This is a genomic window from Aquicoccus porphyridii (assembly GCF_008369105.1).
Lineage (GTDB): Bacteria > Pseudomonadota > Alphaproteobacteria > Rhodobacterales > Rhodobacteraceae > Aquicoccus > Aquicoccus porphyridii.
In genome coordinates this window covers 70,768-94,459 of the sequence record NZ_VINQ01000001.1, presented here as the reverse complement: position 1 = coordinate 94,459, position 23,692 = coordinate 70,768, and the positions used below count along the sequence as shown (strand labels likewise).

Sequence of the window (23,692 nt, the reverse complement as noted above, 5' to 3'; positions counted from 1 at the left end):
GTGTCGCGTTCTCTTGGAAACACCCGCCCCGGCCCCGAGCCGGGGCCTCTCACCTTGGTCACAGCTTAGGTTCAAACCCCGGGGCGGGTCGGCCAGGCTCCGGTCCGGTGCGACATGCGGGCAGCGCGCGCCGCGTTAACCGGATTCCGGCCCGCGCATGCCGCGTTGCGGCGGTGTACGCTTTGCAGCCGGGCAGCAGCCGGAGATCACCCCCCGATTTTTGGCCGCAAAACCGCATTAACCCCACCGCGCGCTGCCCGGGCAAGACGGGCGCAGGTCCCCGCGCCGATCACGCGCATCCCCCCTCAAGCCAGATGTTAGCGCAACCCCCCGCAAGTTAACGCTAACGCACGGGGAATCGGGGCTCGCCCCCCCTTTCCGCCCCGCATGAGACGGCTTAAGACACCCCCAAATCCAACCAGAAAAGGACCTCGCCCATGACCATCAAAGTCGGGATCAACGGGTTCGGCCGGATCGGCCGCTGCACGCTCAGCCATATCGCCGCCTCGGGGCGCGACGATATCGAGGTGATCAAGCTCAACGCCACCGGCCCGCTTGAGACCGCCGCGCATCTGATCAAGTATGACAGCGTGCACGGCCGCTTCCCGGGCGAGGTGACGATCGGCGAGGGGCGGATGAATCTCGGCCGCGGTGACATCGAGGTGTTTTCGACCTACGATCTCGACGCGCTCGACTGGTCGGGCTGCGACGTGGTGCTGGAATGCACCGGCAAGTTCAACGACGGCACCAAGGCCGATGCCCATATCCGCAACGGCGCAAGGAAAGTGCTGCTCTCGGCCCCGGGCAAGAATGTCGACAAGACGGTGGTCTTCGGCGTCAACAGCGACACACTCACCGCCGATGACCGGATGATCTCGAACGGGTCCTGCACCACCAACTGCCTCGCCCCGGTGGCCAAGGTGCTGCACGACACGGTGGGCATCGAGTCGGGCATCATGACGACGATCCACGCCTATACCGGCGACCAGCCCACGCATGATCGGCGTCACAAGGATCTCTACCGCGCCCGCGCCGCGGCGATGTCGATGATCCCCACCTCGACCGGCGCAGCCAAGGCACTGGGCGAGGTACTGCCCGATCTCGCCGGGCGTCTCGACGGCTCGGCCATCCGCGTCCCCACCCCCAACGTGAGCGCGGTCGATCTCACCTTTACCGCCGCCCGCGACGTAACGGCCTCGGAAATCAACGCGATCATGGAAAAGGCGGCCAATGGCCCGATGAAGGGCGTTCTGGGCTTTGAGGCCGCCCCGCTCGTCTCGGTCGATTTCAACCACTCCGAGGAAAGCTCGATCTTCGCCCCCGCCCAGACACGGGTTGTCGGGGACCACCTCGTGCGGGTGCTGGCATGGTATGACAACGAATGGGGCTTTTCGTGCCGCATGGCCGATGTGGCCGTGGCGATGGGCCGCCTCTGACCCTAGGGTCTCCAGCCCTGCGGCAAACCCCGGCTTGATCGAACCGGCGGCCTCGGGCATACCCGATGCCAGAACCGCCGGGCCGGTTCCAGTTCGCAAGGCATGTCATGACCAATCAGATCGCCATCGGCCTCGGCCTCGTCATCCTCGGATTGCTCGGCCTCGACTGGTATCTCGCCGATGGCACCGGCACGCTCTTTCTGGTCAGGAAAGGCGCCGAGCTGATCGAATGGATGGCCTTCTGGCGCTGAATCGCTGATTTTTCGCCGGAAAGATCGTTACCGACCCAGTTTGGCCAGCAGCTTCTCGTTCACCGCGGGGGGCACGAATTTCGACACATCCCCGTTCAGCCGGGCAATTTCCTTGACCAGCTTCGAGGCAATCGCCTGGCGCCGCGCATCCGCCATCAGGAACACGGTCTCGACACTGTCATCCAGCGCCCGGTTCATGCCGACCATCTGGAATTCATATTCGAAATCGGCCACCGCGCGCAGCCCGCGCACGATCACCCGCGCACCCACGTCATGCGCACAGTCGATCAGCAGGTTCTCGAACGGGTGCGCCACGATCTCGGTGCCCGTTTCCTTGGCCAGCGCCGCGCATTCCTGTTCGATCATCGAAACCCGCTCCTCGAGATCGAAAAGCGGCCCCTTGTCGCGGTTGATCGCCACCCCGATCACAAGCTTGTCCACCAGCAGGGTCGCACGGCGGATAATATCTGTATGTCCATAGGTGATCGGGTCAAAAGTGCCCGGGTAAAGGCCGATGCGCATGAGAGCCTCCCCTTCTGCGGTTGCGCAATAATCTTTCGCCGCCATGCAGCATCACGACAGGAATTGCAAGGCGGAACCCTGTCCCGCCCGCACAACCCGAGGCTCAGTGCCCCATGATCATCCCTTCAAGCGCATCCTTCTCCATGGAAAGTTCCTCGAGCCGCGCCTTGACCACGTCGCCGATGGTCACGATCCCGACAAGGTCCTCCCCCTCGACCACCGGCATGTGCCGGAATCGCCCGTTGGTCATCCGCTCAAGCACCGAATCCGCCGTTTCACTCTTGGTGCAACTGACCGGGTTGCGGGTCATCATCTGGTCGACCGTCTCGCTCAGGCAGACCGCGCCACGCAGCGCGAGGCTGCGCACGATGTCGCGCTCCGACAGGATGCCGTCGGCCTGCCGCCCGTCCTTCGACACGATCACCCCGCCGATCCGGCGCTCGGCCAGGATCTGCGCCGCTTCGGCCACCGATGTGCCGGGCTCTACCGTGATCACCGAATGATCCCCCTTGGATTTCAGAATCTGATGCACCAACATGGCCTGTCCCTCCGCTTGAGCGCCGATACGATCAGCGTTGCCGGGAAGCCGCAATCTGTCAAGTCAGCCGTTCAAGCCGCGTCACTTCGCGCCGCACGCCCTCGCTCAACAGCGCGGCAAACCGGCTCAGGCGTTCGACCCGGCGATCATCCTCGTGACGGATCAGGTAGAAACTCCGCGTCAGGCTGAACTCGCGGGTCAGCACCTTGCGCACCCCCGGCGCCGCGGGCAGGGCAAAATCATGCACCACGCCCAGACCCCCGCCCTGCCGAATCCAGTTGAACTGCACCGATACGGAATTCGAGGCCAGCGCCACACGCTCGATCCCCAACTCGCCGAGGTAATCGAGCTCGGCATCGAAAATCATGTCGGGGATATAGCCGATCATGCGGTGCCCCTTGAGATCGTGCAGCCCGTTTACCGGCCCGTGACGACCAAGATAGACCTCGGACGCGGCAAGATGCAGCCGGTAATCGGCCAGCTTCGAGACCAGCAACCGCCCGGCACTCGGCGGGCTCACCCCGATCGCCATGTCGGCCTCGCGCTTGCTGAGGTTGAAAACCCGCGGCAGGGCGACGATCTGCACCTCCAGGTCGGGGTTCTCCTCGACGATTCCCGCACAGACCTGCGGCAAAAGGAAATTGGCCGCCCCGTCGGGCGCCCCCAGCCGGATCTGCCCCGACAACGCCCCGCCCCGCCCGGCCAGGTCGTCCATCGCCTCGCCCATCGCGGCCTCGGCCCGCGCCACATGGGTCATGAACCGCTGCCCCTCGCCGGTCAGCGCATAGCCCTGCGGCGACTTGGTGAACAGAACCACGCCCATGTCATGTTCGAGCCGCGCCACCCGCCGTCCCACCGTTGCCGCGTCAAGGCGCAACCGCCGCCCGGCCCGCGACAGGCTCTCGTCGCGCGCCACGGCCAGGAAACACCGTATATCGTCCCATCGTGCCTGCACCGCCCAACTCCTTTCGCATCTTGCTCCTGCGCAGGGCTGGTGTCCCGTCACGGAACCCGCCACCGTTCGATTGACTCATATTGCAAAAATGCAAGACTAGCTTTGGCCAACTACCTCTTTTCGCCGCAAACGCGCAAGGCTATCCTCGCCCGGAACGCTATCCGAGGAGGATTCGATGCAAGAACTGACCCATTACATCAACGGCGAACATGTCAAAGGCACGTCCGGGCGCTTTGGCGATGTCTACAACCCCGCCACCGGCGAAGTGATCGCCAAGGCCCCGCTGGCCTCGACCGCCGAGGTCGAAAAGTCCGTCGAGGTGGCCGCCGCCGCGCAACCCGCATGGGGGGCCACCAACCCGCAACGCCGCGCCCGGGTGCTGATGAAATTCGTCGACCTGCTCAATCGCGACATGGACAAGCTGGCCGAGGCGCTTTCGCGCGAGCATGGCAAGACCCTGCCCGACGCGGCCGGCGACGTGCAGCGCGGCCTCGAGGTCGTGGAATACTGCATCGGCGCGCCGCAAATGCTCAAGGGCGAGTTCACCGACGGCGCAGGCCCCGGCATCGACATGTATTCCATGCGCCAGCCGCTGGGCGTCAGCGCGGGCATCACCCCGTTCAACTTCCCGGCCATGATCCCGATGTGGATGTTCGCCCCCGCGCTGGCCTGCGGCAACGCCTTCATCCTCAAGCCCAGCGAGCGTGACCCCTCGGTGCCGCTGATGCTGGCCGAGCTGATGGAAGAGGCGGGCCTGCCCAAGGGCCTGCTTCAGGTGGTGAACGGTGACAAGGAAGCGGTCGACGCGATCCTGCACAACCCGGTGATCCAGTCGGTGGGCTTTGTCGGCTCGACCCCGATCGCCGAATACATCTACGGCACCGGCTGTGCCAACGGCAAGCGCGTGCAATGCTTTGGCGGCGCCAAGAACCACATGATCATCATGCCCGACGCCGACATGGATCAAGCCGCCGACGCGCTTGTCGGTGCGGGATATGGCGCCGCGGGCGAACGCTGCATGGCGATCTCCGTCGCCGTTCCGGTGGGCGACGAAACCGCCGACCGCCTGATCGAGAAGCTTGTTCCGCGCATCGAAAAGCTCAAGGTCGGCCCCTACACCGACGGCAACGATGTCGATTACGGCCCCGTCGTGACCGCCGCCGCCAAGGCCAATATCGAGCGCCTGGTGCAGACCGGCATCGACCAGGGCGCGAAACTCGTCGTCGATGGCCGCGGCTTCTCGCTCCAGGGCTACGAAGACGGCTTTTTCGTCGGCCCGCACCTCTTTGACAACGTCTCCCCCGACATGGACATCTACAAGACCGAGATCTTCGGCCCGGTCCTGTCGACCGTCCGCGCGGGCAGCTACGAAGAGGCGCTCAAACTGGCGATGGATCACGAAATGGGCAACGGCACCGCGATCTTCACCCGTGACGGCGACACCGCCCGCGACTTTGCCAGCCGGATCAATATCGGCATGGTCGGCGTCAACGTCCCGATCCCCGTGCCGCTGGCCTATCACACCTTCGGCGGCTGGAAGAAATCGGTCTTTGGCGATCTCAACCAGCACGGGCCCGATGCGTTCAAGTTCTACACCCGCACCAAGACGGTCACCGCGCGCTGGCCCTCGGGTCTCAAGGAAGGCGGCGAATTCCACTTCAAGCCGATGGACTGAGACATTCAGCAAAGATGCATCGCGCGGATTGAAACGCGCGGTGCATCACGCTAAGCTCCTGTTATGCCACTGACATTCCGCATCATACCCGACATGGCACTGGTTTACGTGCAGTATAGCGGGCAAATATGCCCGCACGAGACGATGCAGGTCTTCGAGGATTACGTAAAGCATCCCGACAGCCGACCCGGCCAGAAACAGCTTGTCGACCTGCGCCATGTCACCAAAGTGGATTTCGACTTTCCCGCATTCCTCAGGATGCAGGCGAAAAAGGCCGAGGTGTTCCACGTGCCCGGGTTTCCGACCCTCGTGGCCTACCTCGCCGACTCGTCCGATACGATCCGCATCGCACGGATGGCGCAACGCTCTTGGGATGGCATATCGGACGTGATCGCACGCATGTTCACCGAAGAAGCCAACGCGCTGGCCTTTCTCGGATTGCCCCAAACCGACCTGCACGCCCTTCTGGCGCGCACGGCCTGAAACACGCACGGGCCCACAGCAGGATTGCGCACCACCTGTCGCCAAGGCACCCCGAGATGTTGCGCGGATTCCCCCGGCCAGCCGCCGCATTTCCACCCCGCAAACGCGCTCCCCGAAGATACACGCCAGCGGTGCCACCTGCCGCCCCCTTGCAACACTTGGTTGATCGACTTGCATTCTTCACTATCGGTTCACCACAGGCAGGGTAGAAACATGACAAGCTAAAACCACCCAAAGGCGAGAACCTTGTCATGCCCGTAACCTACGACATCGACAAAACGGATCACCTGGTCACCGCACGCTACTCTGGCAACGTGACCCTGGATGAGATCGCGGCAATGTTCTCCGCCTATGTCGAAGACCCCGATTTTCGCACCGACCGCCCGCATCTGGCCGATCTCTCCGGCGTCACCGGCACCGATATCGGCTTTGCGGAAACCTATACGCTGTTCTCCATGTTCTTGCGCAGCTACGCCCAACCGGACCATCAATTGCGCATCGCCATCCACGCGCTCGACCCCGCCACCTTCGGGATCGCGCGGATCTTCCAGAACCTTGCCGAAAGCTCGGATGCGATCGACGTGGAACTGTTCGACACGCCTGACGCCGCCCGCAACTGGGCGCTGAGCCGCAATCTCGCATCCACGGCACCGCCCCACGGCTGAGCTTGCGCGGCGCTCCCTTTCCTGCTCAAACTTGTTGAACGTGCAGACGCAAAGGGGGCCACCATGGCCAGCACCGAACCCGCTTTCAGCCTCGGCATCGAAGAGGAATACCTGCTCGTCGATCGCGACAGCCTCGACCTCTCCCCTGCCCCCGAGGCACTGATGGAACGTTGCACCGCCGCGCTCGAAGGCCAGTTCAGCCCCGAATTCCTCGAATGCCAGGTCGAGATCGGCACCAAGGTCTGCCGCGACATCGGCGAAGCCCGCGAAGACCTCAAACGCCTGCGCGCCACCGTCGCGCAGGAGGCCGCCGCCTTCAACCTCGCGCCCATCGCCGCCTCGTGCCACCCGTTTTCCGACTGGCGCGACCAGCAGCACACCCGCAAGCAACGCTACGACAGCCTGCGCGACGACCTCGCCGGGGTGGTGCGGCGCCTGCTGATCTGCGGCAACCATGTCCATATCGGCATTGACGACCGCGACCGCCGGGTCGACCTGATCAACCAGCTCAAGTATTTCCTGCCGCATCTTCTGGCGCTCAGTTGTTCCTCGCCCTTCTGGCAGGGCGAGGATACCGGGCTGAGCTGTTACCGCCTCACCGTGTTCGACAATCTTCCGCGCACCGGCCTGCCCCCCCGGCTCGAAGCCTGGGGCGAATTCGAACGCTCGGTTTCGGCCCTTGTCGAGCTCGACCTCATCGAGGACGCCACCAAGATCTGGTGGGATCTGCGCCCCTCGCACAAGTTTCCCACCATCGAATCGCGCATCTGCGATGTCTCGCCGCGAATGGAAACCGCGCTCACGCTGGCCGCCCTGACCCAGTCGCTCACGAGAATGCTCTGGCGGCTCAGCCAGAAGAACCAGCGCTGGCGCATCTACGACAACTTCCTGATTTCCGAGAACCGTTGGCGGGCACAGCGATACGGTATCGACGAGGGGCTGATAGATTTCGGCGCCAACACGATCCAGCCCTTTTCGGATTCGATCGACGACATCCTCGATCTCATCGCCGAAGACGCCGGTATCCTTGGCTGCACCCGCGAAGTCGAGCATTCCCGCACCATCCTGCGCGACGGCACTTCCGCCAACCGCCAGCGCGCGGTCCACAGGGGCGCGGTCGAGGCCGGACAGTCCCGCGACGACGCCCTGCGCGCCGTGGTCCAACACCTGATCGAGGAGTATCATGCGGATCTCTGAGGGGCGAAATCCCGCCACGATGCACCCCCCTACAAACCGCTGCAAAACTCCTGTAAGAATTCGGAATTAAACACTCGTTCAATTCCACCGAGGAGGAGCCGCATCATGGATTTCGCACTGAGCGAGGAACAGACCCTCATTTTCGACATGGCCAAGGGGTTCGGCGAAGAACACATCGCCCCCCACGCCCAGGATTGGGAAGCCGAGGGCACGATCCCCAAGGATCTCTGGCCCAAATGCGCCGAGCTGGGATTCGGCGGGCTTTACGTTTCCGACGAATACGGCGGCTCGGGCCTCTCGCGTCTCGATGCGACGTTGGTGTTCGAAGCCCTTGCCATGTCCTGCCCCGCCGTGGGCTCGTTCCTGTCGATCCACAACATGTGCGGCGGCATGATCGACAAGTTCGGCTCCGAGGAAACCAAGCAGAAGTGGCTTCCCGACCTGTGCAGCATGGACAAGGTGTTCTCCTATTGCCTCACCGAACCCGGTTCGGGCTCGGATGCCGCCGCTCTGAAAACCCGCGCGACCAAGACCAATGACAGCTACGTGCTCAACGGCACCAAGGCGTTCATCTCGGGCGGCTCCTATTCCGATGCCTATGTCACCATGGTGCGCACCGGTGAGGACGGGCCCAAGGGCATTTCCACCGTCGTGGTCGAAGATGGCACCGCGGGCCTCTCCTTCGGCGCGCTGGAAAAGAAGATGGGCTGGCTCGCCCAACCCACCGCACAGGTGCAATTCGACGATTGCAACGTGCCGCTCGATCACCTGATCGGCGAGGAAGGCCGCGGCTTTGCCTACGCCATGGCCGGGCTCGATGGCGGGCGGCTCAACATTGCCGCCTCCGCCCTTGGTGGCGCGCAAAAGGCGCTCGACCTCACGCTGGCCTACATGGCCGAGCGCAAGGCGTTCGGCAAACCCATCAACCAGTTCCAGGCGCTGCAATTCAAACTGGCCGAGTTCGAGACCCGCCTGCAAGCCTCGCGCACCTTCCTGCGACAGGCGGCGTGGAAGCTCGACAATGGCGCCCATGATGCGACGAAGTTCTGTGCCATGGCGAAACTCATGGTCACCGACGCGGCCTTCGACGTGGCCAATGGCTGTTTGCAACTGCATGGTGGCTATGGCTATCTCGCCGATTACGGGATCGAGAAGATCGTGCGCGACCTGCGGGTCCACCAGATCCTCGAAGGTACCAACGAGATCATGCGCCTCATCGTGTCGCGCCAGATGATCGCCGACGCGGCCTGAGCCATGAGCGACATCACCACATCCATCACCGGCCGCGCGGGGCGCATCACCCTTCGCCGCCCCAAGGCGCTCAATGCCGTCACCTATGAAATGGTCAAGGCGATCGACACCGCGCTCGAAGACTGGCGCAACGATGACGCCGTGTCGCTCGTCGTGATCGACGCCGAGGGGGACAAGGCATTCAGCGCGGGCGGCGACATCGCCGAGCTTTACGCCACCGGCAAGGCGGGAGATTACGATTTCGGCCGCACCTTCTGGCGCGACGAATACCGCATGAACGCGCGGCTGGCGGAATATGAAAAACCCATCGTCAGCTTTCTCCAGGGCTTTACCATGGGCGGCGGCATGGGCGTGGGCTGCCACGTCTCGCACCGCGTCGTGGGCGAGACGAGCCAGATCGCCATGCCCGAATGTGGCATCGGCCTCGTGCCCGACGTGGGCGGCTCGATGATCCTCGCCAATGCACCCGGGCACTTGGGCGCCTATCTCGGCACCACCGGCGCGCGCATGGGTCCGGCCGATGCGATCCTCGCTGGTTTTGCCGATCTCTACATCCCGCAAGAGACATGGCCCGACCTCATCGCCACGCTTGAAACCTCCGGCGACACCGCCTGCCTCGACCAGGCAAGGGTCACACCGCCCCAAGGCAGGCTCGAGGCGCTGCGCCCCGAGATCGACAGCCATTTCGCCGCCCCCGACCTGCCCGCGCTCCTCGCTTCCCTGCGTGCAAGCGACACGGATTTCGCTTCCGAGACGCTCAAATCCCTCTCGCGCGCCTCGCCGCTCTCGCTCGCCTGCACGCTCGACATGATGCGCGCGCTCAAAGGCAACACCAACATCCGCGACGCCCTGGCGCTCGAATACCGGTTCACCTTTCGCGCGATGGAACATGGCGACTTCCTCGAAGGCATCCGCGCCGCGATCATCGACAAGGACCGAAGCCCGAACTGGCGCCACGATCCCGACCGCTTGCCATCATCGGCGGTCGCCGCCATGCTCGCGCCGCTGGGCGACAACGAACTGACATTCTGAGGGAGGATATCATGAAAATCGGATTCATCGGACTGGGCAACATGGGCGCGCCCATGGCCGCCAACCTTGCCAAGGCCGGCCACACCGTCACCGGCTTCGACATGGCCGATGTCACGGTAGAGGGCGTCACCATGGCCGCAAGCGGTGCCGACGCCGCCAAGGGGCAGGAGGTGGTCATCACCATGCTGCCCAATGGCAAGATCCTGCGCGCCGTCGCCGACGAGATCATCCCCGCCATGGCCCCCGGCACCGGCTTCATCGATTGCTCGACCGTCGATGTCGACAGCGCCCGCGCCGTCGCCGAACAAGCCGCCGCCGCGGGCCTCCTGCCGGTCGATGCGCCGGTTTCGGGCGGCGTCGGCGGTGCGGCGGGCGGAACGCTCACCTTCATGGCCGGCGGCAGCCCCGAGGCCTTTGCCAAGGCCGAACCGCTCTTCGACATCATGGGCCAGAAGGCCGTGCATTGCGGCGGTGCGGGTGCCGGTCAGGCCGCCAAGATCTGCAACAACATGATCCTCGGCGCCACCATGATCGTCACCTGCGAAGCCTTCGCACTGGCCGACAAGCTGGGCCTTGATCGGCAAAAGATGTTCGACGTGGTCTCGACCTCCTCGGGCTATAGCTGGTCGATGAACGCCTATTGCCCGGCGCCGGGCGTCGGCCCGCAATCGCCCGCCGACAACGATTATCAACCCGGCTTCGCCGCCGAACTGATGCTCAAGGATCTGCGCCTCTCGCAACAGGCCGCCGAGTCGGCCGATGCCGACACCCCGCTGGGACAGGCCGCGATGCAGCTCTATGCGCAATTCGTCGAAAACGAAAACGGGCTGGGTCGCGATTTCTCGGCCATGCTGCCCCGGTTCGAAAAGCGTCATCGCGGCTGATTTCCGCCGGGACAACAGCTCACGCCCGGCGGCTTCCCGCCGGGTGGGTCGCCCCCCTCTCCCCTCTTCGTGCTGCTCTGACCTATCCTGTTGCCCGCAACAGCACGGCGAAACCCGGAGATTCCCCATGACCCCCGCACGAACTGCCATCCTCGCCCTTGTCCTGGGCACGCTCGCCACCGCGGGCCACGCCGATCAGGTCCGGGGCAAGGGCGCGAAACACGCGCCCGGTGCCCATGCCATCGCCCCCGTCCGGGCCAATTGCCCGCCCGGCCTCGCCAAGAAGAACCCGCCCTGCGTGCCGCCGGGCCTCGCCAAGCAACGCTACCGCGTCGGCGAGCGGATCGACGGCCCCTATTCCATCCTGCGCTACCCGGATCGCTACGGCCTCGATCCGCACGGCACTTATTACCGCATCGGCGATCATCTCTACCGCGTCGACCGGGAAACCCGAAAAGTGCTTGATTTCATCGGCGCCGCCGCGGCGCTGCTCAACTGATCCGCACCACCTTGCAACCGACACCAGCGCACGCCGGGTTAACCAAATTCGCCGCCGCGCGCAGCCTTTTCCGCGGCAGCCGGGGAACAGCCGGGAGTCATACGCATATCACCCCCTGATTCCGGCCCCCTCGCGCGGCGTTAACCCCACCGCGCGCCGGGGTTGGATTTCGCTAAATTAACGGATCATTCCGCCGCCGTGCGCTTGCCCGTCTGCCGCCGCGCCGCCAGCATCTCCTTGAGGTAGCGCCCGGTATGGCTGCGCGCCACTTCGGCGACCTCTTCCGGGGTGCCCACAGCCACGATTTCACCACCGCCATCGCCACCCTCGGGACCGATATCAATGATGTGATCGGCGGTCTTGATCACGTCGAGATTATGCTCGATCACCACCACCGTGTTGCCCGCCTCGACCAGTTCATGCAGCACTTCCAGCAGCTTTTTCACGTCCTCGAAATGCAGCCCCGTGGTGGGTTCATCAAGGATGTAAAGCGTGCGACCCGTGGAGCGTTTCGAAAGCTCTTTCGACAGCTTCACCCGCTGCGCCTCACCGCCTGAAAGCGTGGTCGCCTGCTGTCCGACCTTGATGTAACCCAGCCCCACGCGCATCAGCGCATCCATCTTTTCGCGGATCGACGGCACCGCCTTGAAAAACCTCTGCGCCTCTTCAACCGTCATATCAAGAACGTCGGCTATGCTCTTGCCTTTGAACTGAATTTCCAATGTCTCGCGATTATAGCGCGCACCCTTGCAGGTCTCGCATTCGACATAGACATCGGGCAGGAAATGCATCTCGATCTTGATCACGCCATCGCCCTGGCAGGCCTCGCAACGCCCGCCCTTGACGTTGAACGAGAACCGCCCCGGCTTGTACCCGCGCGCCTTGGCTTCGGGCAGCCCGGCGAACCAGTCGCGGATCGGGGTGAAGGCCCCGGTATAGGTCGCGGGGTTGCTGCGTGGGGTGCGCCCGATCGGGCGCTGGTCGATGTCGATCACCTTGTCGAGATGTTCGAGCCCCTTGATCGTCTCGCAGGGCGCGGGCGTCTGGCGCGCACCGTTAAGGCGCATGCTCGCCGTCTTGAACAGGGTCTCGATGGTCAGGGTCGATTTCCCCCCGCCCGACACGCCCGTCACGCAGACGAACTTGCCCAGCGGAAACTCGGCTGTCACGCCCTGAAGGTTGTTGCCCGTGGCCTTGACCACGGTCACGGATTTGCCGCTGCCCGGTCGCCGTTCGGTGGCATAAGGAATGCTTCGGGTTCCGGCGAGATACTGCCCCGTGATCGAAGCCGCATCCGCCGCGATCACATCCGGCGTCCCATGCGCCACCACCTGCCCGCCATGCACCCCCGCGCCCGGGCCGATGTCAAAAACGTAATCCGCCTCGCGGATCGCTTCCTCGTCATGTTCCACCACGATCACGGTATTGCCCTGGTCGCGCAGGTTCTTGAGCGTGCCGAGAAGCCGGTCATTGTCGCGCTGATGCAGCCCGATCGAAGGTTCGTCGAGCACGTAGAGAACCCCGGTCAGACCGCTGCCGATCTGGCTGGCCAAGCGGATGCGCTGGCTCTCGCCACCCGACAGTGTGCCACTTGAACGACTGAGCGTAAGGTATTCCAATCCCACGTTATTCAGGAATCCCAACCGCTCACGGATCTCTTTCAGAATGGCCCGGGCGATCTCGTTCTTCTGGGCGCTCAGCTGCTTAGGCACCGCCTCGACCCAGGCCAGCGCCTCGCGAATGCTCATCTGCACCACCTGGCCGACATGCAAAAGCGTACCCGGCGTGCCGATCTTCACCGCCAGCGCTTCGTCGCGCAGCCGGTATCCGCCACAGGCCCCGCAGGGCCGGTTGTTCTGGTAGCGTTCGAACTCCTCGCGAATCCAGTTCGAATCGGTCTCGCGATAACGCCGCTCCATGTTCGGGATCACCCCCTCGAACACCCGGCTCACCTGGTAGACGCGGCCCCCCTCGTCATAGCGAAACTGGATTTCCTCGTCGCCCGACCCGTAAAGGAACACCTGCTGCACATGCGCGGGCAGATCCTTCCACACGGTGCTGATGTCGAATTCATAATGCCGCGCAAGTGCCTCTATCGTCTGAAGAAAATAGGGCGACTTCCCCTTGCGCCACGGTGCCAGCGCCCCGTCGTAAATCTTGAGCGTGGCATCCGGCACGACAAGACGTTCGTCAAAGAAGAGCTCGACCCCCAACCCGTCGCATTCCGGGCAGGCCCCGAAAGGCGCGTTGAACGAAAACAGCCGCGGCTCGATCTCGGGAATGGTGAACCCGCTGACCGGACAGGCGAAATTCTCGCTGAAGGTCATCCGCTCGGGCTCGCCTTCGCGCGGCGCGGTTTCAAGAACCGCGATTCCATCGGCCAGGTCGAGCGCCGTGCGCAAACTGTCCGCCAGCCGCGTCTCCATCCCCTCGCGCACCACGATCCGGTCCACCACCACGTCGATGTCATGGCGAAACTTCTTGTCGAGCACGGGCGGATCATCCAGCTCGTGAAACGCGCCATCGACCTTGACCCGCTGGAACCCCTGCTTGCGCAACTCGATGAATTCCTTGCGGTATTCGCCCTTTCGGTCGCGCACGATCGGGGCCAGAAGATAGGCGCGCGTGCCCTCTTCCATGGCCATGATCCGGTCGACCATGTCCTGCACCTGCTGCGCCTCGATCGGCAGGCCGGTGGCCGGGCTATAGGGCGTGCCCGCCCGCGCGAACAACAGCCGCAGGTAATCGTAGATCTCGGTCACCGTCCCCACGGTCGAGCGCGGGTTCTTCGACGTCGTCTTCTGCTCGATGGAAATCGCCGGGCTAAGGCCGCTGATGTGATCCACATCGGGCTTTTCCATCATGTCGAGGAATTGCCGCGCATAGGCCGAAAGACTCTCGACATAGCGCCGCTGCCCTTCGGCATAGATGGTGTCGAACGCAAGCGAGGACTTCCCCGACCCCGAAAGCCCGGTGATCACCACAAGCTGATCGCGCGGAATGTCCACGTCGATATTCTTGAGATTATGTTCGCGCGCCCCGCGCACCTCGATATTTTTCAGCTCAGCCATCACGTGCCCCCAACAGACCGCTTAACAGATAGTCACACCATGCCATAGTGCCAACCCGAAATCGAGAACGAAAGGCGAACAACGCGAAATCCCTTGCCTGGCCACTTAACATTCTTCTTTTCGAATGTTAAGTGACGCCAACGGCGAACACGCCATGTTGGAACAATCTATCGGGGGACGGCCATGTTTGGCCATTTCATGGGCAACAAAATCGCGCGCATCGACCCGGTCGAGGCCGTCAACGGCGCGCGTGACGGGACGATCACGCTGATCGACGTGCGCGAAACGGGCGAAGTGGCCGCCACCGGCAAGGCCAAGGGCGCCAGGCACATTCCGATGATGCTCCTGAGTTCGAAATGCGACCCGCGCCACCCGGAGTTTGACAGCTCCCTCGACCCCGAGAAAACGATCGTGCTTTATTGCGCCTCGGGCGCGCGATCATCCTCGGCCGGGCAGATGCTCAGCCGCATGGGGTTCAAGGACGTGCGCAATCTGGGCGGATTTCAGGATTGGCTGCGCGGTGGTGGCGCCATCGAACGCGCTTAATCCACAATTTCGTTTTTCCGCGCCAAGGCCCAGGAACATATCGGAAAATCCGGATCGTTGCTAAGGTCGTCCCGGTCGGGATCATATTTCGGCGGCCAATCCGCTTCGAGGTTGCGCGCCGCCGCCGCCCGGTTGCCCCATTGCGCGGCCTTGATGGCATCGGGCGCGAATCCCGCCTCGATCAACAGGTTCTTCAACCCCCTTGCCGACCAGCGCGAACAATCCACCGGATCACCGTGAAAGGGAATGTGGAACGGCACGGCAAGCCAGAAATACCCGCCCGGTCGCAGCATATCCAGCACGTTGACCGTGGCCATGTAGGGCCGGTCGAGATGTTCCCAGACCTGGTTGGCAAGAATCAGGTCGAACTGCCGCACCCGCCCTTTCGAATCGAGGAACGGCCCCTTGCAGATGTCATGCTTGGGATAGCGAAACCGGAGGTAGGAGCGGAACGCGAACATCTGCCCCCATTTGCCAGAGATCTCGGCCGCATCCATACCGGCCAGATCCAGCGATTTGAGCCAGCCGCGGCTGGTTTGCTGCATCACGACCCTGTTCAGGCTCCCGCTCATCGCACCCTCTCACCGGCGCTCAGAAATGCAGGGCCCTGCCATAAGCATCCAGCACGCTTTCATGCATCATCTCCGACAGCGTCGGATGCGGAAAGACCGTGTGCATCAGTTCTTCCTCGGTGGTCTCCAATGTCCGGCCGACCACGTAACCTTGGATCAGCTCGGTCACCTCGGCACCGACCATATGCGCACCCAAAAGCTCGCCCGTCTTGGCATCGAATACCGTTTTCACCATGCCCTCGACTTCACCCAAGGCAATGGCCTTGCCGTTGCCGATGAACGGGAAGCGGCCCACCTTGATCTCGTGCCCGGCCTCTTTCGCCTTGGCCTCGGTCAGGCCCACGCTGGCGATCTGCGGATGGCAATAGGTGCAGCCCGCGATGCTCTCGGGGCGCACCGGATGGGGCTTTTGACCGGCGATCAACTCGGCCACCGTCACGCCTTCGTGGCTGGCCTTGTGCGCGAGCCACGGCGCGCCCGCGATGTCGCCGATGGCATACACCCCGTCGACCCCGGTCCGGCAATACTCATCCACCACCACATGGCTACGGTCGACCTTCACCCCCGCGTCCTCAAGCCCCAGTCCTTCGACATTGCCGACGATCCCGACGGCCGAAATCACCGTGTCGAATTCGTGCTTCTCGACCTTGTCCTTGATCTCGATATGCGCCGTCACCTTGCCCTTGCCACGGTCAAGCTTCTTGACCATGGCGCCTTCCATGATGGTCATGCCCTGTTTCTCGAACTGCTTTTTCGCGAAACCGGCGATCTCGGCATCCTCAACTGGCAGAATGCGCTCCATCACCTCGACCACGGTGGTTTCCGCGCCCAGCGTGTTGAAGAAGCTGGCAAACTCGATCCCGATTGCTCCCGACCCGATGACCAGCAGTTTCTTGGGCATATGCGGCGGTTGCAGCGCGTGGCGGTAGGACCAGACCAGATCGCCATCGGCCTCGAGCCCCGGCAATTCTCGCGCGCGCGCCCCGGTGGCCAGCACGATGGATTTGCCGGTCAATTCCTCTTCGCCCTTGTCGGTCTTGACCGTGACCTTGCCCTTGCCGGTCAGGCGCGCCTCGCCCATGATCGCCGTCACCTTGTTCTTCTTGAGAAGATGCGTGACCCCGGAGTTGAGCTGCTTGGCAATGCCGCGCGACCGCTTCACGACCGCGTCGAGATCGAAACCCGGTTTCTCGACAGTGAGGCCGAACTCCTTGGCGCGGTGCATCAGGTGGAACACCTCCGCCGACCTGAGCAGCGCCTTGGTCGGAATGCAGCCCCAGTTGAGGCAAATGCCCCCCATGTGCTCGCGCTCCACGATAGCCACCGACAGGCCCAACTGCGCCCCCCGGATCGCGGCCACATAGCCACCGGGTCCGGCCCCGATCACGATCATGTCAAATGCCTTGCCTGCCATGGCGCATACTCCGATTCCAAATTTAGTTTGACACTAAACTATCTCTCCAGACATAACAACGCGCCCGGGTTCATGGTCGAGACCCGGGGGATCGATGCAAATCGGATGAAACGGGATCAGGCGGCGGCGGCCTGTTGCAACGCCTTCACGGTCGATCCATATCCACCGCTTTCAAGATAGGCGCGCTCCTGTGCCGTGGTCGCGCGCGCCAATGCCTCGTTGCGATAGGGAAAGCGCCCGAACCGCCGGATCACTTCACGATGCGCCCGGGCATGCAGCAGGTTGCTTTCACCCGCGACCGGCATCCGTTCCTTCATCAGCCGGACACAATGTTCCTGGTTGCACAGGTTTTCCGAATGCATCAGCGGCATGTAGAAGAACTGCCGCGCGGGCTCGTCGATCTTCATGTCCCAACCCTTGTGAATCGCCACCTTGGCCGCGGCAAGCGCGATCCTGTCCGAGGCAAAAGCATCGCCGGACCCGCGGAACATGTTGCGCGGAAACTGGTCCAACAGGATGATATAGGCGAGGACTCCGCTGGGATAGGTCAGCCAAAGCGAATAGGCGCCCGTTTGCGCCTCTTCCCATGTTTCCAGGAACCGATCACGTATCTCCTGGTCCAGATCGTCCGACCCGTTATACCAGCCCGCTGGCCCGGTATCGTCGAGCCAGAATTCCAAAATCTCTTTCGGGTTACTCATTGGTCCATCTCCTCACCCAAGACCGATCCCCCATTGACATGAAGACGTTACACATCTTCTTTCCGCGATGGACAGTAAAGTTTTATGACGATTTACGACATTTCATGACTCGGCGGTTTCCTGCTCGTCCATGCCCTCGACCGCGATTTCCACCGCGACCGGTGACGTCGACATCAGGACCGGCGTGTAGGAGCTGGTATCCTCGACCGCAGGTGCCGCGCGCCGGGTCATCCGCCAACCGGCATAGCCCGCCACCGCGAAAAGAAGAATGCCGAGGAACAGGAAATACCCCGGCGCACCGATCACGCCCATCATCCAGCCGGTGATCAGCGGCCCCGTAATCGCCCCGAGACCATTGGCAAAAACGAGCCCCCCCGACACGGCCGCCATGTCTTCGTGATCCACGAAGTCATTGGTATAGGCCAGAAGCAGCGAATAAAGCGGGTTCGACGTGCCGCCGATCATGAAGGCCGCGGCCAGAAGAGCGGGAAACGCGCCGCCAAAGCCGAAACCGATGATCGCACCCACCCCGCCCAACACCGAAACGACAAGGACCAGGACCCGCCGATCCATCCGGTCCGAAATCCATCCCAGCGGGTACTGGAACACGGTCGCCCCCACGTAAAAGGCCGAAACGAACATCGAAATCTGAACCAGCGTAAGCCCCGCCTCGGCGCCATAGACCGCGCCCATGCCGAACTGGGCCGAGAAAACGCCGCCCAGCAGGAACATGCCGACGATACCAAGCGGCGAGATGCTGTAGATCTGCCTGAGGCTCATCGGCTTGGTGCTCTCGAAGGCCGGCGTGGGCGCGATCGACAACAGGATCGGCGCAAAAGAGATCGACACCAGGACCGAAGGGATGATGAACAGGATGAACCCCGCCGGGTCCGCCACCAGAAGCAAACCCTGCGCCGCAACGATGCCCACCATCTGCACCATCATGTAAAGCGACAGCGCCTTGCCCCGCGTGTCATTCGTCGCCGCGTTGTTGAGCCAGCTTTCCGCGGTGACATAGACGCCGGAAAAACAAAAGCCGATCACCACCCGCAGCACCGTCCAGAACCACGGGTTGGCCCACACGGCATAAAGCACGAGGATCGCCGAGACGAACGAGGCCAGCGCCGCGAACACCCGCACATGCCCCACCCGCCGGATCAACTCGGGCGTGAGGCGCGACCCGCCCAGGAACCCCACGAAATAGGCCGACATCACGATCGACATCTCGACGGTGGAAAACCCCTCAATGCCGCCACGCACACCCAAAAGCGTGCCTTGAAGGCCGTTGCCGACCATCAACAGCATCATCCCCAGCAGCAGGGCCCAGATGGATGTCAGAACCTGAAACATGTCATTTCCTTCGCGTCTCCCGATGCCTTGCCAGACTGGCACATCGGGCGTCAGGCTCCAAGGCGACCTGCCGATGCCGTTTTCAACCCCCCGGGATCAAAAGCGACGCATCCCCATAAGAAAAGAAACGATAGCGTTCTTCAACCGCATGGGCATAGATCCGCATGACCGGCTCGCGCCCCATCAACGCCGCAACCAGCATCATCAGGGTCGATTTCGGCAGGTGGAAATTGGTCATCAACGCATCGGTCACGCGAAACCGGAAACCCGGGTAGATGAAGATATCCGTTTCCCCCTCCCACGGGGCAATGGCACCGCCATCGCGCGCCGCCGTCTCGATCAGGCGCAGCGCGGTGGTGCCCACCGGGATGATCCGCCCGCCATTGGCCCGCGTCTCGGAAATCTCCCTTGCGGCGTCTTCGCTCACCTCGCCCCATTCGGCATGCATCCTGTGCTGGCGCACGTCATCCACCTTGACCGGCAGGAACGTCCCCGCCCCCACATGCAGGGTCACATGCGTGAACTGCACCCCCTTCGCCGCCAACCGTTCCAGCAGCGGATCATCGAAATGCAGGCTCGCCGTCGGGGCCGCGACCGCGCCGCGCTTGCGCGCCCAGACGGTCTGATAATCGTGTTTGTCGCGCGCATCGGCTTTGCGCCGTGCCTCGATATAGGGCGGCAGGGGCATCGCCCCCGCGCGCTCCAGCGCCGCGTCGAAATCGTCACCGGCAAGGTTGAACTCCAACACCGCCTGCCCGTCCGACTTTTCCACGCAACGCGCGTCGAAACCGGCGCCGAACTCGATCCGCTCACCCATGCCCAGCTTGCGCAACGGCTTGATCAGCGCCGCCCAGCGCCCGTCCGGTCGCGGCTCCAGCAGCGTGACCTCCATGCCCGCGCGGCTTTCGCCACCCGCGCCCTGCCGCACCCGCTGGCCGGAAAGCCGCGCGGGGATGACCTTGGTATCGTTCAGGATCAACCGATCCCCCGGGCGCAGCCAGTCGGGCAAATCGCGCACCACCGCATCCGTGATCCGCGCGCCCTCCGCCACCAGGAGACGGGCCGAGGAGCGCGGGCTCGCCGGTCGCGTGGCGATCAACCCCTCGGGCAGATCAAAATCGAAATCGGAAAGTTTCATGGGGGTTACTGTGTCACCTCGGGCACTGGGCGGCGGAAAATCTCGCGGAACATGCCCGGCGTCAACAACGAAAACGGATTGACCCGCACCCGGGGGTCTTCGGGTGTGCCAAGCAGGCGGAAATTGAACCCGATCAGCCCCTCGCCCCGCCGTGTCAGGATCTGCCCGACGGCGTTGAGCAGGTAGAGCGGCGAGAGCACGCCCTGGAACTGCATCGTTCCACTGTCGAAATAGTAATACCCATCCATCGAGATGCCCAGCGACGCGCCCACCGCGCTCGACCGCAAGAGCGTCACCTGGTCCGGTGCAAGCCGGAACTGCGCATTGACGTCCGTGAACAGGATGCCATTGCCGCTCAACTGCTCCAGAAGCCCCACGACGCTGATCGCGTTGAGCAGCTCGGCCATCGCCGGGGCCTCGCGCAAGCGGATGTTGCCGATTTTCAGCGTTCCGTCAAAGTCACCCGCCTCGGCGGCCGGCACCAGTGTGAGGTCGAAATTCCCGCCGCGCGCGTTCTTCAACAACCCCGCGGATTTCAGCACCCCGCCCGCATCCTCTGACAGGATGCGAAACGCGCTGCGCCCCGATCTCGGAATCACCCGGCCCGTCACCTCGGCCCCGCCATTGACCCGGCCGGTGAACGATCCGTCCATTCCGCCCTCGGTCGAAAATTCGCCGCGAAACCCGGTAAGCGCGATGGCATCGCTGATCGTGAGCCGGTCAAGCGTCGCCCGGATCGGCCCGCCCCCGTTCTGGCGGCCGGCGCCCGTGCCGCTGCCGATCTCGGTCTGTCTCAGATCGACCGCCCCCCCATCAACGCGGATTTCGGGCGCGCGTCCCGGCCCCCGCCCGATCAACGTGACCGGGGCATCAAGCCAGTTGCCCGCCCGCACCCGGTCGAAACTGGCAGCGCGGAACACCCCCTCCGGCCCGAGATCGAGCCGCCCGCTGGCGCTTAACCCCGGCGCATCCAGCGCAATGGCACTGATCTCGGTCGGCGCGCCCAACTGGCCGGTGACCTGCAAACGCCCGGTCGCGGCCTCGCTCATCGACCACCCGATCTGGGGAATTCGCAGGCTCACCCCGGCGAGATCGGACCCGAGCGTGAATTGCGCGGGCCTATCGCGCTGCAACCGGATCGCCACATCGCCGCGCGCACGCCCCCGCACCGCATCGGGCGGCAACCCGACATTGAACTGGTCGACAAAGGTCTGCGACAACTCGATCGAGCCCTCGACCGTGCTCCCGCCCTGACCGCCCTCGCCCAGCGGACTGGAAAACCTGCCTTCGACCGGCACCTGCCCGACCCGCCCTGCACCGCTGATCTGCAACCCGCCTGCATCCGCGCGCACATCGAGAACCGGCGCCGCCAGAACATGCCCCGGGATCAGGGTTTCGCTACGCACATTTCGCAATTCCGCCGCGATGTCATACGAAATATCCTCGACCGGCACATCGGGCTTGCGCGGAAAGCTGAGCCGCCCGGTCGCCTCGGCCTGCCCATCGGCCATCGTCACCACCTGCCCCGCCTTGCGCAAGAGTCCGAGCGGCTCGATATCGAGAAGCGACAAGGCGCCCGTGATCGTGCTTTTCGTGTGCAGGTCCACGACACCCAGGCCTTCACGCTCGCGCACATCGGGAATGTGGAACGCCGTTCCCGCGATCTCGACACGTCCACCCTGCGGCGCCGTGACATGCCCGGCCTCGGCCCGCACGGTGAATTCATTGCGCATCAGGGTCGCATGACCGCGCGCGCCCTGCACAGGCGGCATGGTCTTGGAAAACCGCGTCGCGGCCTCGTCAAACTCAAGCCCGAGATAAAGGTCGGGCGCGGCGTCCGGCTCGCCGCGCAGGCCGATCTGAACGTTGCGCAATTTCGCCGCCAGAACGTTGTCGCCAACCCACTTACGGGTGCGCGGAATGACCCGCTCGGGCCAGAGTTCCAGCAACCGCTCCGGCGTCAGATGGTTGAGCCGCCCGTTGAGCGAAAAGTCCCACCCCCCGGCAGGCGCCCGCAGATCGCCCGACAGCACAAGCCGCCGCGCACCGTCCTGCACCGTCATCTCGCCAAGGCTCAGTTGGAACGGGTCGAGCCGAAGCCGCAGATCGGCGCTGGCATTGCTCACGCTCACCGGCGCGGCGAAAAGATCGTCGGGATTGGCCGATATCTCGGCCAGCCGTATCTGCGCAACGAATTCGCTCGGCCAATTCCCGCCCGCGATCACGTCCGCGTCCGTCGGCGCACCCACCATGACCTGCCCGTCGCCCCGCGCCTGTCCCCACGCGCTGTCGACCGACACCTGGTCAAGATGCATGATCCGGCTGTGCGGGTCATAGGTGAAATAGGTCTGCGCAGCCCGAAACGGGATCGGGCGCGTCGTCTCTGTCGGCTGCAACACCCCTTCGCCGATCCGCAACGTCGCGCTCAACGGCCCGAGATTGCCCTCTTCGTCCGTTGACGCGCGCAACGACCCCGAGATCGGCGCGCGCAACACGTTGAGCCACAACAGCGCCGCCGATTGTTCGGCAATATCGCTGGTGGCAAGATCCTCGAACGACACCCCGAACACCGCCTCGGGCGAGTCGAGCCGCCCACGATAACTGACCTCGACCGTGGCTGCATAGTCGCGCCCGCCCAGCAGTGCGAAATCGCCGCGCAGGCTCAACTCCTCCCCCGCACCGCCACCGGGGCGCGCAATCTCGATGCGCCCGCCGTCAAAGGTCCAGGCCCGCCCCGCCCGCGCATCTTCATAGCGCAGGGTCAACCCATCGGCCGTCAATGTCTCGAAATCCGACAGGAATGGAAGCTCCAGCATCGCGTCGACCTGATCGGCGAGCCCCGCGAGATCCGCCTGCCGCGCCGCGCCCGGCATCTCGCCAAGGCTCAGTCCCACCTGCCCGTCGACATCCCGCCTGAGCAAGAGCTGCATGCCGGTGAGCCAGAAATGGCTCGGCCGGAATTCACCCGACAACAACGGGCGCAGCGCGAACGTGCTCTCGACATCCGACAGGTTCAGAACATGCCGCCCCTCGGCATCGCGCAGCCGCACGTCACGCAGATGAACCCGCGGTTGCCAGCCCTCTTCCACCACCAGCGCGACTTCGCCCATCCCGATCTGCACGGCATCGACCTGGGCATTCACCTGCGCCTCGATCTGCACGCGCGCCCATTCCGGCATCACGACCGGGCGTCCGATCAGCGCCAGAACGGCAATGGCGATCCCCAGCATCAGCCCCGCCATCACGATGAGCGCCATCACGCCGACCCGCCGACCCAGTCCGCGCCGCGCCTTCACCTCTTCCGGCGGGCGGGAACCGCCCGATGCTTCCCCGGAATCGCGCGACGGGTTCGCCTTGTCCGTGATCTGCTTCTCATCCATCAGCTCACTTCTAGCGCCTCCGACTTCGTTCGGCGAGCTTCGCCCTGTGCCATCGCGATTCGGGAATACCCGACACGGCATGCAGCGCCAATCTCCGAAAGCGCCAGGCGCGTCAGGGTATCGGCGATGCAC

21 protein-coding genes are annotated in these 23,692 nt (G+C 63.9%); 11 read left to right on the top strand and 10 right to left on the bottom strand.

Going from position 1 to position 23,692, the window contains the following annotated elements:
* Positions 1-437 precede the first annotated feature (437 nt).
* Together gap and FLO80_RS00460 are read left to right on the top strand one after the other, a co-directional pair.
* Complete coding sequence (gene gap / locus FLO80_RS00465) at positions 438-1,436, top strand: type I glyceraldehyde-3-phosphate dehydrogenase (protein WP_111362283.1); 999 nt, start codon at positions 438-440, stop codon at positions 1,434-1,436.
* Between the two features lie 65 nt (positions 1,437-1,501).
* A complete protein-coding gene (locus tag FLO80_RS00460; RefSeq protein WP_146610998.1) occupies positions 1,502-1,687 on the top strand; it encodes a hypothetical protein in 186 nt (61 codons plus the stop codon).
* A 27-nt stretch (positions 1,688-1,714) separates the two neighbouring features.
* Here the strand turns inward: FLO80_RS00460 and coaD are convergent, their stop codons facing one another.
* From coaD to FLO80_RS00445, 3 genes are all read right to left on the bottom strand, one after another.
* Complete coding sequence (gene coaD / locus FLO80_RS00455) at positions 1,715-2,209, bottom strand: pantetheine-phosphate adenylyltransferase (RefSeq protein ID WP_111362404.1); 495 nt, start codon at positions 2,207-2,209, stop codon at positions 1,715-1,717.
* A 103-nt stretch (positions 2,210-2,312) separates the two neighbouring features.
* A complete protein-coding gene (locus FLO80_RS00450) occupies positions 2,313-2,747 on the bottom strand; it encodes a CBS domain-containing protein (protein ID WP_111362284.1) in 435 nt (144 codons plus the stop codon).
* A 58-nt stretch (positions 2,748-2,805) separates the two neighbouring features.
* Positions 2,806-3,702, bottom strand: coding sequence for a LysR family transcriptional regulator (locus tag FLO80_RS00445; RefSeq protein WP_111362285.1), 897 nt, complete (start codon positions 3,700-3,702; stop codon positions 2,806-2,808).
* A gap of 175 nt (positions 3,703-3,877) precedes the next feature.
* Between FLO80_RS00445 and FLO80_RS00440 the strand changes: the two genes are divergently transcribed.
* From FLO80_RS00440 to FLO80_RS00405, 8 genes are all read left to right on the top strand, one after another.
* Positions 3,878-5,377, top strand: coding sequence for a CoA-acylating methylmalonate-semialdehyde dehydrogenase (locus tag FLO80_RS00440; RefSeq protein ID WP_111362286.1), 1,500 nt, complete (start codon positions 3,878-3,880; stop codon positions 5,375-5,377).
* 63 nt (positions 5,378-5,440) lie between these two features.
* Positions 5,441-5,860: a hypothetical protein gene (locus FLO80_RS00435; protein WP_111362287.1), complete on the top strand. Its 420-nt coding sequence runs from the start codon at positions 5,441-5,443 to the stop codon at positions 5,858-5,860.
* 251 nt (positions 5,861-6,111) lie between these two features.
* Complete coding sequence (locus FLO80_RS00430) at positions 6,112-6,525, top strand: hypothetical protein (protein WP_111362288.1); 414 nt, start codon at positions 6,112-6,114, stop codon at positions 6,523-6,525.
* Between the two features lie 63 nt (positions 6,526-6,588).
* The gene (locus FLO80_RS00425; protein ID WP_111362289.1) at positions 6,589-7,722 is read left to right on the top strand and encodes a carboxylate-amine ligase; all 1,134 of its coding nucleotides are present in this window, start codon (positions 6,589-6,591) and stop codon (positions 7,720-7,722) included.
* Positions 7,723-7,827: 105 nt separating this feature from the next.
* The gene (locus tag FLO80_RS00420; protein WP_111362290.1) at positions 7,828-8,973 is read left to right on the top strand and encodes an acyl-CoA dehydrogenase family protein; all 1,146 of its coding nucleotides are present in this window, start codon (positions 7,828-7,830) and stop codon (positions 8,971-8,973) included.
* Positions 8,974-8,976: 3 nt separating this feature from the next.
* Positions 8,977-10,005 carry an enoyl-CoA hydratase/isomerase family protein gene (locus FLO80_RS00415; RefSeq protein WP_111362291.1) on the top strand — a complete coding sequence of 343 codons (1,029 nt, stop codon included), beginning with the start codon at positions 8,977-8,979 and terminating at the stop codon, positions 10,003-10,005.
* An 11-nt stretch (positions 10,006-10,016) separates the two neighbouring features.
* The gene (gene mmsB, locus FLO80_RS00410) at positions 10,017-10,889 is read left to right on the top strand and encodes a 3-hydroxyisobutyrate dehydrogenase (protein WP_111362292.1); all 873 of its coding nucleotides are present in this window, start codon (positions 10,017-10,019) and stop codon (positions 10,887-10,889) included.
* A gap of 127 nt (positions 10,890-11,016) precedes the next feature.
* The gene (locus tag FLO80_RS00405) at positions 11,017-11,388 is read left to right on the top strand and encodes an excinuclease ABC subunit A (RefSeq protein WP_246156493.1); all 372 of its coding nucleotides are present in this window, start codon (positions 11,017-11,019) and stop codon (positions 11,386-11,388) included.
* A 185-nt stretch (positions 11,389-11,573) separates the two neighbouring features.
* Here the strand turns inward: FLO80_RS00405 and uvrA are convergent, their stop codons facing one another.
* Positions 11,574-14,459 (bottom strand): excinuclease ABC subunit UvrA, encoded by a 2,886-nt coding sequence (gene uvrA, locus FLO80_RS00400; RefSeq protein WP_111362293.1) that lies wholly within the window; start codon positions 14,457-14,459, stop codon positions 11,574-11,576.
* Between the two features lie 198 nt (positions 14,460-14,657).
* Between uvrA and FLO80_RS00395 the strand changes: the two genes are divergently transcribed.
* Positions 14,658-15,005, top strand: a complete 348-nt coding sequence (locus FLO80_RS00395) for a rhodanese-like domain-containing protein (RefSeq protein ID WP_111362406.1) — start codon at positions 14,658-14,660, stop codon at positions 15,003-15,005.
* On the opposite strand, the gene FLO80_RS00390 is transcribed toward FLO80_RS00395, so the two are convergent.
* From FLO80_RS00390 to FLO80_RS00365, 6 genes are all read right to left on the bottom strand, one after another.
* Positions 15,002-15,577, bottom strand: coding sequence for a methyltransferase domain-containing protein (locus tag FLO80_RS00390; RefSeq protein ID WP_246156491.1), 576 nt, complete (start codon positions 15,575-15,577; stop codon positions 15,002-15,004). The genes FLO80_RS00395 and FLO80_RS00390 overlap by 4 nt on opposite strands.
* Before the next feature lie 19 nt (positions 15,578-15,596).
* Positions 15,597-16,991: a dihydrolipoyl dehydrogenase gene (lpdA, locus tag FLO80_RS00385; protein ID WP_111362294.1), complete on the bottom strand. Its 1,395-nt coding sequence runs from the start codon at positions 16,989-16,991 to the stop codon at positions 15,597-15,599.
* 116 nt (positions 16,992-17,107) lie between these two features.
* On the bottom strand, positions 17,108-17,692 hold the full coding sequence (locus tag FLO80_RS00380; RefSeq protein WP_111362295.1) for a DUF924 family protein: 585 nt from the start codon (positions 17,690-17,692) through the stop codon (positions 17,108-17,110).
* Positions 17,693-17,794: 102 nt separating this feature from the next.
* Positions 17,795-19,042, bottom strand: coding sequence for an MFS transporter (locus FLO80_RS00375; RefSeq protein WP_111362296.1), 1,248 nt, complete (start codon positions 19,040-19,042; stop codon positions 17,795-17,797).
* A gap of 82 nt (positions 19,043-19,124) precedes the next feature.
* Positions 19,125-20,180 (bottom strand): tRNA preQ1(34) S-adenosylmethionine ribosyltransferase-isomerase QueA, encoded by a 1,056-nt coding sequence (queA, locus tag FLO80_RS00370; protein ID WP_111362297.1) that lies wholly within the window; start codon positions 20,178-20,180, stop codon positions 19,125-19,127.
* A 5-nt stretch (positions 20,181-20,185) separates the two neighbouring features.
* Positions 20,186-23,560 carry an AsmA-like C-terminal region-containing protein gene (locus FLO80_RS00365; protein ID WP_188078180.1) on the bottom strand — a complete coding sequence of 1,125 codons (3,375 nt, stop codon included), beginning with the start codon at positions 23,558-23,560 and terminating at the stop codon, positions 20,186-20,188.
* Positions 23,561-23,692 lie beyond the last annotated feature (132 nt).